This is a genomic window from Dorea sp. Marseille-P4042 (assembly GCF_900290215.1).
In the GTDB taxonomy this organism is placed as follows: Bacteria; Bacillota; Clostridia; order Lachnospirales; family Lachnospiraceae; genus Dorea; species Dorea formicigenerans.
This window is the reverse complement of record NZ_OLMI01000002.1, coordinates 425224-438302: the sequence shown is the minus strand read 5'-3', so window position 1 is coordinate 438302 and position 13079 is coordinate 425224. Positions and strand designations below refer to the sequence as shown.

The following is a 13079-nucleotide window of genomic DNA, read 5'->3' as shown; positions in this document are numbered from 1 at the left end:
GAAATGAGTAAAGATTATGGCTATCCCTCTTTTGAATTGATTTGCAAAGCGTCAAGCGGAGATGAAATGGCAGTTAAAGAGATTTTGAAGTTTTATGACGGTTATATTTCTAAATTATGCTTGCGTCCTTTTTACCACTCTGAAAGTGGTAAAATCATTATGCAGGTTGATGAAGAACTAAAAGGAGAAATTCATACAGACATGATGAAAGCAATATTGAAATTTGAAATCGGAGTGAAGTAATCAACTGTATAAAAAAATCGGGAGATACACAGTTTCGTGCTATCTCCCTTAGTAGTTTTACGGTCATATCAAGGCTCATTCAATCGTGGTAAATTCGTGGTAAGATGAGTGTTTTTCTATACTTCAAAATGCTTGAATGTATAGTGTTTATGCGGATAATTGAAAATTAGATATAAAATTTATAATTAACTATTATTCATTTTCTTCTTGCACTCCATATTATCAGATGTTTTTTCGATTTAATTTCTATCTTCAAATCGAATTTATATTGTAAATAACGCCTTACAATGGATTCTAATTTTTCATTCCACTCTCCCCATAACTGGGATTGTTAATTTATCTTTCTTTCAGAGATTTTACTTTTTATAACTTGTCAACTGCCCAATCATTCTTGTCCATCTATTATTTTTTCCATCTACTACCGTATCTTTCAACAAATTTACTTTTCATTATACATATTTTAATTTTCTAGACACTCCATATACAGTTCATAATACTTTCCTTTACTATTTTTCAACTCTAATGGCTTCCCTATTTCTACAATTTCTCCTTGTTCTAAGACTATAACCTCATCTGAAACACTTGAAATATAATCTACTTTATGCGAAACAAAAATTCCAATATTTCCAGTAACTAGCTTTTTATATTGCTTCAACATACCCTTTTTAGCATATATGTCTAATGCTGAATCCGGTTCATCAAATACATAAAAATCTGCATTTCTAAAACTTGTTCTAGCCAGCGCAACTTTTTGCCATTCTCCTGCTGATAATTGTCTATCTCCAAACCATAATCCCAATATAGTGTCTAAATTATTCTCGAGTGTATTTAATGGAAAATTCACTTGATATAAAATATTTTTAATCAATTTTTCATCATTTTCTTTTTTCCAATTTTCTAATGCAACATTTTCTTTTAAACTCAATTCATATTTCACAAAATCTTGAAAAAGACATCCTATTTTCCCCCAATATGAGCTATAATCTATTTCTTTCAAATTAATCCCATTTACCAAAATCTCACCTTCATAATTATGATAAAATCCTAAAAGTATTTTTAAAAGTGTTGATTTTCCAGCGCCATTTTTTCCAACTATACCAATTGTTGTCCCTCTTTCTATTTTCATATTTATTTTTTTCAGCACTGGTTCTTTTGAATTTTGGAAATAATATGATACATTTTTTAATTCTATACTTTCTATACTTGCAATTTTCTTTTTTCCTCCATATGAGTTCACTGGTAAATCCAAAAATTCAAACAATAAATTAATAAACAAAGAATCTTTTATTATGGTACTAATTGTCGTAAGAATCGTCGTCATTTCATTTTTCACTAAAAAAATACATCTACTATATGTTATTACATCTCCTATCATTATATATTTTTTTATACCACAAAATAACAAATAAGCAAAAAGGCTACCATTTACGATTTGATCACATAGCATAATAATTGTTTTCCCCTGAAAAACTTTTTTTATTATTTTTATATCAACTTTATTAAAAGAATCCTTTTTTTCTTCATATTGTTTTATTAGTTCCTGCCCAAAATTATACAATTTTAATTCTTTATAAGCATTTCCAGTCATAATCAAATAATCAATATACCATAGCTTCCTTTCTTCACCAGTTCTATGTATTTGAATATCATATTGCATTTTTCCAACTTTAACTAAATAGCAATATTGTAATATTGGCATTATAAGTATAATAGGTAGAATCCATATATTAAATCGGCTAACTATTAACACTGATGATACAATTTTTATTATGGTCCCCAAAATTTCAATTCCCGTATTATAAAATGTTAACACATCCTGCCCGTTTTTTAGTTTTGCTCTATCTATCACATCATATATCTCACTATTCTCATAATCTTCTAAACTTAATAGCATAGATTTTTCAAACAACTTGATTTTTATTTTTTTTTCAAATTGTAAACTAAATTTTGAATTATACACTGAATAAATAGAGTTTACTAACTCTTCAAATATATCCAACAATATATATGCTAACAATAACTGTTTTAAATAATAAATTTTTTCAAATGTTTGTAAGACATTTACCATATTTTGCATTATCAACATCGAAATAGCAGGCATAATACTACTTATACTCATACTGACTATAGATACAGGTATGTACGTTTTACTATATTTGAAAATAAGTTTCATACATTTAGCATATATAATTATCATATTATCTTTTTTTTTATTATTTTCCTTTTTTATTTTTGCCATAATTTTTTTCCCTTTGATTAACTACATGCAAAGAATTTCTAATTATTCCATATATTTGTTCTTCAAAATTTAAATCTCCTTGTAATCTATTACAAAACATATGCGAAACGGAATAAATTATATTTTTCAATGAATTAGTTAATTTTCCCTGTTCGTCTTCTTTTTTTAATTGCATGTAATAATTCTCTAGAAGTTGTTTTCTATTTTCGTATAAACTTTCTATTTTTCTTTGTCCTATAATCTCCTTATAGTCTGTAATCAATTTTATATATCTTTTATCCTCTCGTCTAAAAATTTCTCGGTATTTTTTATAATCTATTGTTTGATTCAAAAATGTTTCTATTTCTTCATTGCTTTCTAAAATATTATAAAATATAGTATATACACCTATTATTCCTAATTCTTGTTTATTCCAATCCTGCTCTAATCCTTTCATAACCAAACAACTATCAGCCATAAATACCTGTTCTGCATACTCAATAGAATTAATACCACCATACCTTTCAATCTCGCGTTCATACGTATCAATTATAATGCGTCCTATTTTCTCAGCTTTTTTTATCTTTTCTATCCACTCTGAAATTTCTAAAAAAAGTTTTCCAGCTTCAATTGCTTTTATTCGTAATCTGATATGAAAATCTGGATCTGAATACCTAATAAAAAACCATTGTTTTAATATTTTTTTATCTTTTAAATTATTTATAAATCCACACATTTCAGAATAAATAAATTCATCTGCTACTTCTTCACAAATATATATTTTTAAATAAATCCATCCCTGCATCCCTGGCTGATAATTTCTCATTTCCGGCAATATTGTTAAATTTTGCTTATTTAAATGAATATTACTTTTAGTAACAGGATGCTCCACTATGTTCTTAAAATTCTTTTTTTCATTTCCCATACATTCAAAAACAAACTCTGCATAATATTTTTCTCCATGTTCATCTATCACCCAACATTCATTATCCACATTACTTTTCTGAATTATGCAAACTCCTGTTCTTTCGATAATTCTTTTCATCTCTTGATATAAATCTTTCCAGCATTCCATTAACTCAAGATCAAATTCTAAGTAACGATCTCCTTCTAAAAGATTTATTTTTTTAGGTATTTTCCATTTTCCCATATATTTGTCGAATTCTTTTCTAAAATCGTCAAATATATTCCAGTTTAAAATGTCTTGTTTATAAACTTTCCAAGTTTCAGGATATATAATTATACAATTATACATTATCTCAGGAATATACCTATAATCTAATTCCGAAAAAAGACTCCAAAAAAAGCTTGGATGCTTTTCATTCGCAAATGTAACCTCTCTCAAAAATCTTACAACATAATGTTCTACATTCATTGTAAGCATATTATCAGACACAATTCTCAGTTTCTTCCCAGATATTTTATTTTTCAAATAAAGTCGATTAGTTATCGAATCATACCCCACCGATATTTGTGATAACTTTAATTCTTTATTTTTATCTTCCTCCGCTGTGCCAATACTAACAGAGTACCTATAATTTCTTTTTCCACTACATATATTCCCTGTTCTCAATTGATGTGACAAATAAGTTATATCTGCATTATCTACATCATCATACATTTTTTCTTCTAATTCTTCATAAATTTTTTTAAGCTCATTTTTCCCTTCGTCATTTATTGTATTATAAAATCTATTAATCATTCTCCCAGCTCCTTCCGAAGCACAACATGGCGCAATTCTAATTTTATAATTGCCATTGTCTATGTCTTCAGCCGTTTTTGCCAGAATACTAGCATTAATTTCAAATGATTTCGAGTATTCTATAGTTTTCTCAGAATACTGATCATTTATAGCAACTATATCACTTTTTGAAAGATATATTTTGTTTTTCTTTTCTTTTACTGCCCAAAATATTTGATTTTTTATATAATCTTTTAATGCTTCAGTCTTTTTATATGAATTTTCTATAATATTTTCATAATATTTATATGGATTCCCTAATCCCATATGTTCATCCATAAGCTCAAGCAAATTGATTTCCCTATTTTCTCCATATTTTTCTGTAAATTTCATTTTGAATTGCTTTAAATATTTACTTTCATTGTCATCAATTACTGACATCACCAAAATATCTAAAAAGTCTTCTAATTCTTTCTTTATATTTTTAGAAATATTATTAGTAAATGTATCAATTCCCAATAATACATTCAAAGAATTTTCACTCTTCTGTATTTTCTGCATTTTATCGTGCAATTCATCATATATCTTTATACTTTGGATTGAATCTGCGTTATCATATCTTCTATGTAGCAGATCAATTTGCTTTAAACTATCTACCATTTTTTTTACAACATCTATATCGTTATATTGTTCTAACACTTTTATTAATTCTTTCAACAAATCTTTTTCTGTTATTGCAATTCTACATTCTGAAATTAATATTTCATTTCTAAGAAAATAGTTGAATTCTTTTTTGGTAAGTTAGAAGAAAATATTATAAAAAATGAGGTGAAAGCTGAAGGGGTTAGTAGCTTTATTATGGTAGTAAGTGAATATTGGGATTTTTTGAATCAAGAAAAATGGCTGCACTATTTATATAATCTATTAGTATTGGTACGGGATAGAGTTGAAAAAAATTTTGAATATATAATGGATACAGGTATAGGGGAGTTACTGGAAATACTATATGCTACAAAAATGGTATGTAAGAAAACTGGAACATTTGAAAAGTTTTATAACTCTTTAAAGGAAATAGCATATCAGATATTTGTAGAATTTATGAATAGATGTGAAAAGGAATTAAAAATAAGAGAACTAAGAGTAGAACAGTATGATTTAATAAATGGTGCGTCAGGAATAGGAATGTATTATTTATCAAGGGATAATTTGAATACTAAAGAGAAGAAACTAGTGAAAAGAATATGCAAGTATTTGATACATATTCATTATAGCTATAGGCAAAAGGGTGAAGGGTGGGTAATTAAATGTAAAAACCAAATTAGAGAAGAGGATAAAGTAATATTTCCGGAAGGAAGTATAGATTTTGGAATGGCACATGGAATTATTGGAGTTGCTCTTTTTTTGTCTAAAGCATATTCAAGCGGGATAATAGAACAAAAACAAGAAGAGGTTATAAAAGAAATTCTGCAAATATATGAGAAAGTAAAAAAACAAGGGATAGATGGAAGATATATGTATCCATCTCAATTATCAAAACAACAGTTTGTTAATCGAGAGTGGGATTATGATATACGTAATAATCGTATGAGCTGGTGCTATGGAACAATTGGTATATTGAGAGCACAATTTTTAATTGGGGAATATATTAATAATTGTAAAATAACAAATTATTGTGTAAAAGAAATAATGAAAATTACTCATGTTGATATAAAAAATTATAAGCTAGAATCCCCCATTATATGCCATGGATATGCAGGCGTAGCAGTTATACTAGATGCATTTAATAGAAAATTGAAATGTAAACAAATAGAAAAAAGAGTTGAAGAGTTAATGAATATTGTATATGGATTTTTTAATCCCAAAACAAATTATGGGTATATGGATAGAGGAATAGTTAATGTAGGAGGAGAAACATATTATGAGGAAGTAGAACAGTTTGATTTATTTTCAGGTTCAGCTGGAATCATATTAGCGATAGCGGCAATAATGAACGTAGGAGTTATGTGGGAAGAAAGAATCTTTGTTATAAAATAAAAAATGATATTGAAGAGAGGAAAAGTGTGGAATTGAAGTAAATATCACACAGCACATTGATATGATAAATGTAGTTAATAATAATGAAATTAATATAGATAAGAGGTATATTGACAAGATAAATGATATAGTAAACGAATATTTTAACAAGATAGATAAAATGATAAATACGAATGTATCAGGAAAAGAAGATATGTTATTACCGATAGCTGAGTGTTTTGAATTATTTGATGATCAGAATAGGTGGTTGGAAAATACTTATTTAATATTACAAGAGTTAAAGAGTAATCTATATTCTGGAAATTATAATGACGGAATAGGATATTTAACAGGAATTTGTAATATTTCATTTGCATTGTCATTATTAAAGAACAAAAGTAATCATTTTAAAAAAATCAATATAACTATTGAAAAATATATATATGAAATACTTGAAATTACAATATATGAATATCAAAAAAAACGATATCAATTATTAACTACTCACTATGATTTGTTATATGGGTTAGCGGGAGCAGGGATGTATTTATTACAATGTGACAAGTGCGAAAAAAGAAATAAAATTTTAAGGCAAATAATAAATTATTTGGCTGGTATTATTTTAGAAGAACACGATTATAAGGGGGAGAAAGTACCTAATTGGTTTATTTTACCAGAAAATCATTATACAGATAATGATAAAAGATATTATAAAAATGGAAGTTTAGATTTTAGTGTATCACATGGAATAGCAAGTATTTATGTTTTTATGGGAAATGCATATTTACAGTTAATCGAACCGACAATATGTGCCGGCGTAATGGAAGCAATAGAAAACACGTATCAAATGTTCAGAGTATCAGAAAATGGGATATATTATTATCCAGGTAAATTAAGATGGGAAGAATATAAATTAAACAAAACAGATTTTATGAATTATAGACAAAGTTGGTGTTATGGGACGATCGGTATTGAAGGAACATTTTTTAAAATATCATGTCAACTAAAAAAGTATAAAAAATCAAATGAAATATATCAAAATATTATAAAAATATCAGAAAAAAATATTGAAGAATACGAATTAGAATCGCCAATTGTATGTCATGGATATGATGGAATATTAGCTATCTTTTTGTTTACATATAAAGTAAAACCAAATATAAAATTAAAAAATCAAATCATAAAATTAACAGAAATTTTGATTGAGTTGTACGATAAAGATGCGAAATTTGGATATAAAGATATTTTTTATAGTGAGAAAAAAGGGAATTGGGAAAAAATATTTAGAGAAGATAATAGTTTTTTAGAAGGATCAAGCGGAATTATTTTAGTATTAGTGAGTTTATTAAAAAATGAAACTAACTTTCAGAAATTATTATTACTATAATATAAGAGTGGAGGGTGAATAAAACTCTGTAATGTATCCTCTATGATAACTGGGCTGAAGGCTCCTATGGGAGCATTCAGCCCTTGCTTTATATATAACAGTGTTGATTTAAGCATGTCAAGAGCAGGCAAAATTTCACCCGTAAAACACATACTTTTAAAGCTTCTATTCAGGTAGTCGTCCTTCGTACATGATGCTCAGCTTGCCATAAACCTGGCCCCAGTTCCGCAGTGGCATCGTCCATTTCTTGGTTGCTTCAAAAGTCGATAAATAGAGTGCCTTTAATAATGCAGTAGCACTAGGAAAGACACTTCTCTGGCGATTAAGTTAAAAATATACTAGGCGAGTTTTGTATACGGTAAACCATTCGTACTACTATATTAATTTTATGCCACTGCTTTCGGCGGCATGATTTTAAAGATTGCATGTTTTTACTTTACTCCGACATATATCAGGAAGTTTTTCCGACCATAGCAGAATGTCATTTATAAAACTGTATTTCTTGTCATCCTGATGCTCTTTTAATACTGTCAGGATATATTTCAGATATCTGAATGGATTTAGTTCATTCGCTTTTGTAGTTTCAGTGATGCTACAAATAATGGCACTGGCATTGGCACCATCCAGACTATCAATCAGCTTCCATGCGTGTTTATGAAGACAAAAGCTGTGGAGAGCACTTCCTATTGCATTGTTGTCCATAGGAATCTCTCCGTCTTTGAGAAATGCTTTTAAAGATACCTCCTGATTGATGCAGTAGTTAATGCCGTCCAGTGTCTTCCCTCGTGAGAGCTGATTTTTAGACTGGATGTCTTTTGCCCACGTGAAGAAGGCCTCTACCAGAGGTTTGATGTTGGCTTGACGATACTTTTTTCTGACATTTGCAGGTTGTCCCTACATCTTGTTATCCAGATGATAGATTGCTGCAATACGGCTGACTGATTCATAAGCTACTGTCTCTTTTGCATTTTTCTGAGTTGCTTTCGGCAGGGATTTCAATGCTTCTGCAAACCTGCGTCTTGCAGGGGACCAGCAGCCTGCAATGATGATATCTGGATTTTCTCGATCCAGTTTCTTGTGTGCAGAGTTAACCGTCACAGATCACGATTCCCTTGTAGCCTTTCAGGAATTCTTCGAGATGGTCTGCCTTCCTGGTACGTTAGTACTCATACAGAAGTATATGGTATTTACTGGATACATAGAACATATGGAATTTCACAGTTCATGTATTCATAAACAGGTAATTTTTGATACAATCTTCGTCCGAAGTTCAAGAATACATTTCAATAATGTTTGCGAATATTATTAATATAAGAAAAATATTGTATGTTTTTACTGGAGTTTGGGTGATTTGTGAAAAAATTACATTGACTAGGGTGAATATTACAATAATCATGAATATAGTTTGGCTTGGTCTATAATTAATTTATCACAAAGGTGATCAGGGGGTATGAAAAGGAAGGAGTTAATTATGGGAAAATATGATGAGTTTGATCTCGATATAAAAGAAGTAAAAGCAAATAGTAGTAAAGGTACCGCACGTTCGACTTGGGGATGTGTTGAGAAATCTATTGAAATAAGTCAATTTGTTACAAATGCATTGAGTTGTCAATCATGTGGAGTGTGTTCAGCAGGAGGTCGATCTCAATGTGCTCCATGTACAGGGTCAAGTAAAGGATCGCAAGCAAGATGTTAAATGTTAACTAAATAAATATTAAGTAATAAATATAATCATACACCCTGAAATTATAAATGGTATTTCGTATAAATTTGATAATTGGAGCTGTGGCATTAAAGGAGAATTTAGTTTAATAAAACGTAATTGAGAAAATTGAAATAAGTTTGGTCGCAGATAAATTATTGGTAATTCAAATATGTAACTAGAAGAGGAAAATGATTTATGAAAAAAGCAATTGCTATAGTAGGAAGTCCTAGAAAGCAAAAAGCAGTTAGTTATCAAATATGCTATTCGTTATTGAAGGAAATAAAAAAACAAATTGATGAATTAGAATATAAAATATACTGCTTAAATAGTTTAAAAATAATTAGATGTAAAGGGTGTATGCAATGTTTTATGGATGGAAGTTGCCCTATAAAGGATGATATGAACAAAATTAAAAAAGAACTTTTGGCAGCAGATTTGATAATTTTAGCATCTCCAGTATATATGCATAATGTTACAGGAGACATGAAGAATTTTATTGATCGTTTGGCATATTGGTCGCACTTGTTAAGGTTAGTTGGAAAATATGGAATTATTATTTCAGTGTCAAGTACAAATGGGAACTTTTTTGTTAATCAATATTTAAATACTGTTTCAGATTATTGGGGAATAGATATTATAGGAAATATTGAATATAGAGAAAATGAAGATTTGAATATATTGGAGTATAGACAACTAATTAATAGAATAGTTGAATGTTTCCGTGAAAATAATATATTAATTAATATAGAAGCGAAAGAAAAAATATTTCAATATTATAAGAATAAATACATGGATTACTATAAAAAATATACTACTGATGAAGTACTATATATAACACAAGAAGCAAAATTCTGGCATGAAAATGGGTATTTTGAATATGATTCATTTAGTGAATTGTTTAAATCTAAGCATACTCTAAAATAAATATATAGCAACTCTAAATAGAGTAATAATTGTAATAGAATTAGATACACTTATACAAAAAGTATAAGAGGTATTAATTATGGAAAACCGTATAAAAGAATTGAGAGAACAGAAAAAAATTTCGCAGGTATGTTTAGCAACCTATGTAGGGTGTTCACAAAATATGATAAGTAAAATAGAATTGGGTATATCAGAACCTAAAGCAGGATTGTTACTGGAATTGTCAAAGTATTTTAATGTTTCTATTGATTATTTGTTGATGAATTCATCTTATAAACATATTCAAGAAGTTTATGGAATAATTAAAAATAAAGATAATGATTATTATGATTTTTATCAAATATTTAGTAAATTAACAAGCGAAGATAAGGAATTTGTTCTTGCTATGATGAACAAATTGTATAAAGAAAAAGAGGTATAGTATGGTAAACATAGGAATATGTGACGATGATAAATATACAGTGGCAGAATTAGAACGGTTAATATATGATATTGCTACCGAAAAGAGGTTAAAAGTGGAAGTGGAGGCATATTATGATGGCAGTAGCATAGAAAATGATATTGTGAAGGGTGTAAAATTTGATTTGGTTTTTTTGGACATTGAAATGAAACAAAATGGGATTACCACAGCAAAAAGAATACGTGAATTGAAAAATGATTTTCTTATAATTTATATTTCGAATTATGAAAAGTATTTTAGAGAATTGTTTGAAGTTGGTGCATTTAGATTTTTAGATAACCCCATTGATAAAATAAAATTTACGCAATATTTTCTAGAAGCTATAGATACAGTTAATAAAGAAGACAGTTATTTGCTGTATAAGTATAATAGACAAATAAATAAAGTGAAATTAAAAAATGTTATTTATTTTGAAAGCAACAGAAGAAAAGTATTAATACATAAAATTGATGGAACAGTTTTGGAATATTATGGGAAATTAAATGATTTAGAATCATATTTAAAAAAATCAGAGATTAAATTTATGCGAACGCATCAATCGTTTTTAGTAAACTGTGAATATATTATTGGGTGGAAATATACGAATTTAATTTTAGAAGGACAAATTTATATTCCAATAAGTGAAGATCAGCAAAAAAGAATACAAATACAGTATGGAGAATATATTCGAAAGGATATTTTAAAAATAATATGATTATAATGTTTTTTTTAGGAATAATTTCAGTAATAATTATTAGAAATTATTTGAGCATTTTTTTAGAAGAAAAAATAATGAAAAATCAGAAAATATTTGTGGGAATTTGTCTTGTGTGTTCTATACTTTTAGAAACCAATAGTAAAATTCCTTTTTTTAATTTATTGATAAATTTTTTTTGTATTTTGCTAATTAGTTTTATTGGATATAAAGGAAAGAAACAAGAAAAAATAGTGGTTGTAATATCTTTGTTGATTATATGGGCGATTGCTGAAATATTTATAGGATATTTCTCAATGATGACTCATACATATTTTGTATTACCGGAAATACAGGGATCAATATTATCAAAAATGCTTATGCTTTTTTTTATTGTTTTAATAAAGAGATTGACAGTAGAGAGAAAACAGATTGAAGAGGTTCCGGAATATTGGTGGATATTGATGATTTTTCCGTTATGTAGTATTGGAATTATATATTTTATATTTAAATTGGTAGAAAATCAGAGTAATAATCAAATAGTATTAGAAGCTATGATAGCGAGTGGTCTTTTTTTGCCTTTAAATATGTTGATTGTTAATATATACGATAGTTTACAAAAGCGATTTGTTTTAGAACAAGAAAATATTATTTATAAAGAAAATATTCGATTTTTTACTCAGGAAATAAAATCGAAGGAAGAATATGAAGAAACGAGAGCATTAATACATGATATGAAAAATCATTTTTTGGTAATTCAAAGAATGGCTCGCAATAATCAAAATATGGATATATTAGGATATTTAAAAGATTTAGATATTCATTATTCAGTTCCACGGCTAGTTAACAGTGGAAATTTCATAATAGATACAATGATTAACTCTCATTATACAGAAATAAAAGAAAATAAAATTAAATATAAAATAAATGTTATAGTTCCTGAAAAAATATATATAGATGATGCTGATTTATGTATTTTACTAGGAAATATATTAGATAATGCAGTTGTAGCGGCAAGCAAATCAGAAGAAAGAGAATTGATTATTTCAATAATTTATAAAAAACATAAATTACATATAGGAGTTAAAAATTCACATTCAGAAAAGATTATAAAAAATACGAAAAATTTATTTGTATCTACGAAAAAGAATAAGATGGGGCATGGTATAGGGCTAACTTTGGTGAAAAGAGTGTTAGAAAAGTATGATGGATTCGAAAATATAGAATATGATACTAATTATTTTGTGTTTATAGCAGAATTGAATGAAAAATGTGATGAAATGCATAATTATGAGTAAAAATTATTAATTCATGTTGAAATATAGTATGGATGTAAATGCTATGGTGAGATAAAGATGTCTGCTTTGTCCGGTGTAAAGTAAGAGCTATAGTTTCGGAGGAATAAAGTATTTTGATTTTGCCTGATTACTTAGAATCCTTATAGATTCATTGGGTGTCAGAATCAGAGGCTACTTTAGTGGGTCATTAGTGGTCTCTATAAAAAATATATAAAGCAAAGGCTGCATTTGTAGCTAGCAGCTTTCAAATTTACAGCCAGGTGCTTCAAAGTGCTGCTAGAACAATCATACATTTGTGGTGTATAGGGACAAAAAATATTAATTCGTGACAGGAGAAAATTATAACCTAAAAATAATTGTATTCGAATGGGATTTAGGAGAAATTAAAATAATACTTTAATTAATTTTGAGTAGTATTGGAAAAAATTACGTAAATTAACCTAATTGTTACATGAAGCTATAAAAGAAGAAAAAAAA

The 13079-nt window shown here is 27.9% G+C and carries 12 protein-coding genes and 1 pseudogene; 8 read left to right on the top strand and 5 right to left on the bottom strand.

Going from position 1 to position 13079, the window contains the following annotated elements; all coding sequences use genetic code 11:
* The first annotated feature begins 3 nt into the window (after nt 1–3).
* On the top strand, nt 4–243 hold the full coding sequence (locus C7E02_RS07550) for a helix-turn-helix domain-containing protein (protein ID WP_008788617.1): 240 nt from the start codon (nt 4–6) through the stop codon (nt 241–243).
* A 460-nt stretch (nt 244–703) separates the two neighbouring features.
* On the opposite strand, the gene C7E02_RS07545 is transcribed toward C7E02_RS07550, so the two are convergent.
* Nucleotides 704–2482 (bottom strand): ATP-binding cassette domain-containing protein, encoded by a 1779-nt coding sequence (locus tag C7E02_RS07545; RefSeq protein ID WP_105309226.1) that lies wholly within the window; start codon nt 2480–2482, stop codon nt 704–706.
* The gene (locus C7E02_RS07540) at nt 2457–4904 is read right to left on the bottom strand and encodes a lantibiotic dehydratase (RefSeq protein ID WP_278336555.1); all 2448 of its coding nucleotides are present in this window, start codon (nt 4902–4904) and stop codon (nt 2457–2459) included. The genes C7E02_RS07545 and C7E02_RS07540 overlap by 26 nt, the downstream gene beginning before the upstream one ends.
* A gap of 66 nt (nt 4905–4970) precedes the next feature.
* Between C7E02_RS07540 and C7E02_RS07535 the strand changes: the two genes are divergently transcribed.
* Both C7E02_RS07535 and C7E02_RS07530 read left to right on the top strand, forming a co-directional pair.
* On the top strand, nt 4971–6176 hold the full coding sequence (locus C7E02_RS07535) for a lanthionine synthetase LanC family protein (protein WP_278336547.1): 1206 nt from the start codon (nt 4971–4973) through the stop codon (nt 6174–6176).
* A 61-nt stretch (nt 6177–6237) separates the two neighbouring features.
* Nucleotides 6238–7542 (top strand): lanthionine synthetase LanC family protein, encoded by a 1305-nt coding sequence (locus tag C7E02_RS07530; RefSeq protein WP_105309223.1) that lies wholly within the window; start codon nt 6238–6240, stop codon nt 7540–7542.
* Nucleotides 7543–7707: 165 nt separating this feature from the next.
* On the opposite strand, the pseudogene C7E02_RS20445 reads toward C7E02_RS07530, so the two are convergent.
* The 3 genes and pseudogenes from C7E02_RS20445 to C7E02_RS19185 form a co-directional block, all read right to left on the bottom strand.
* Nucleotides 7708–7869 (bottom strand): annotated as a pseudogene (locus C7E02_RS20445) (IS256 family transposase); the annotation flags it as partial.
* A gap of 87 nt (nt 7870–7956) precedes the next feature.
* On the bottom strand, nt 7957–8385 hold the full coding sequence (locus C7E02_RS20440) for an IS66 family transposase (protein ID WP_242978854.1): 429 nt from the start codon (nt 8383–8385) through the stop codon (nt 7957–7959).
* A gap of 51 nt (nt 8386–8436) precedes the next feature.
* On the bottom strand, nt 8437–8640 hold the full coding sequence (locus C7E02_RS19185) for a hypothetical protein (RefSeq protein ID WP_005341598.1): 204 nt from the start codon (nt 8638–8640) through the stop codon (nt 8437–8439).
* A gap of 373 nt (nt 8641–9013) precedes the next feature.
* Between C7E02_RS19185 and C7E02_RS07515 the strand changes: the two genes are divergently transcribed.
* The 5 genes from C7E02_RS07515 to C7E02_RS07495 all read left to right on the top strand — a co-directional run bounded on the left by C7E02_RS07515 (nt 9014) and on the right by C7E02_RS07495 (nt 12602).
* Nucleotides 9014–9238, top strand: a complete 225-nt coding sequence (locus C7E02_RS07515) for a hypothetical protein (RefSeq protein ID WP_158682995.1) — start codon at nt 9014–9016, stop codon at nt 9236–9238.
* A gap of 204 nt (nt 9239–9442) precedes the next feature.
* Entirely contained in the window at nt 9443–10171 is a 729-nt protein-coding gene (locus C7E02_RS07510; RefSeq protein WP_005341600.1) for a flavodoxin family protein, read from the top strand.
* Nucleotides 10172–10250: 79 nt separating this feature from the next.
* Nucleotides 10251–10592, top strand: a complete 342-nt coding sequence (locus tag C7E02_RS07505) for a helix-turn-helix domain-containing protein (RefSeq protein WP_005341602.1) — start codon at nt 10251–10253, stop codon at nt 10590–10592.
* Between the two features lies 1 nt (nt 10593).
* Nucleotides 10594–11325: a LytR/AlgR family response regulator transcription factor gene (locus C7E02_RS07500; protein ID WP_105309221.1), complete on the top strand. Its 732-nt coding sequence runs from the start codon at nt 10594–10596 to the stop codon at nt 11323–11325.
* A 77-nt stretch (nt 11326–11402) separates the two neighbouring features.
* A complete protein-coding gene (locus C7E02_RS07495) occupies nt 11403–12602 on the top strand; it encodes a sensor histidine kinase (RefSeq protein WP_158682993.1) in 1200 nt (399 codons plus the stop codon).
* Nucleotides 12603–13079: the final 477 nt, after the last annotated feature.

Coding starts and splice junctions, on each gene's coding strand:
- C7E02_RS07495 (WP_158682993.1), top strand. CDS start 11,403: ATGAAAAATCAGAAAATATTTGTGGGAATTTGTCTTGTGTGTTCTATA.
- C7E02_RS07515 (WP_158682995.1), top strand. CDS start 9,014: ATGGGAAAATATGATGAGTTTGATCTCGATATAAAAGAAGTAAAAGCA.
- C7E02_RS07530 (WP_105309223.1), top strand. CDS start 6,238: ATGATAAATGTAGTTAATAATAATGAAATTAATATAGATAAGAGGTAT.
- C7E02_RS07545 (WP_105309226.1), bottom strand. CDS start 2,482: ATGGCAAAAATAAAAAAGGAAAATAATAAAAAAAAAGATAATATGATA.
- C7E02_RS07500 (WP_105309221.1), top strand. CDS start 10,594: ATGGTAAACATAGGAATATGTGACGATGATAAATATACAGTGGCAGAA.
- C7E02_RS07550 (WP_008788617.1), top strand. CDS start 4: ATGAGTAAAGATTATGGCTATCCCTCTTTTGAATTGATTTGCAAAGCG.
- C7E02_RS07505 (WP_005341602.1), top strand. CDS start 10,251: ATGGAAAACCGTATAAAAGAATTGAGAGAACAGAAAAAAATTTCGCAG.
- C7E02_RS07510 (WP_005341600.1), top strand. CDS start 9,443: ATGAAAAAAGCAATTGCTATAGTAGGAAGTCCTAGAAAGCAAAAAGCA.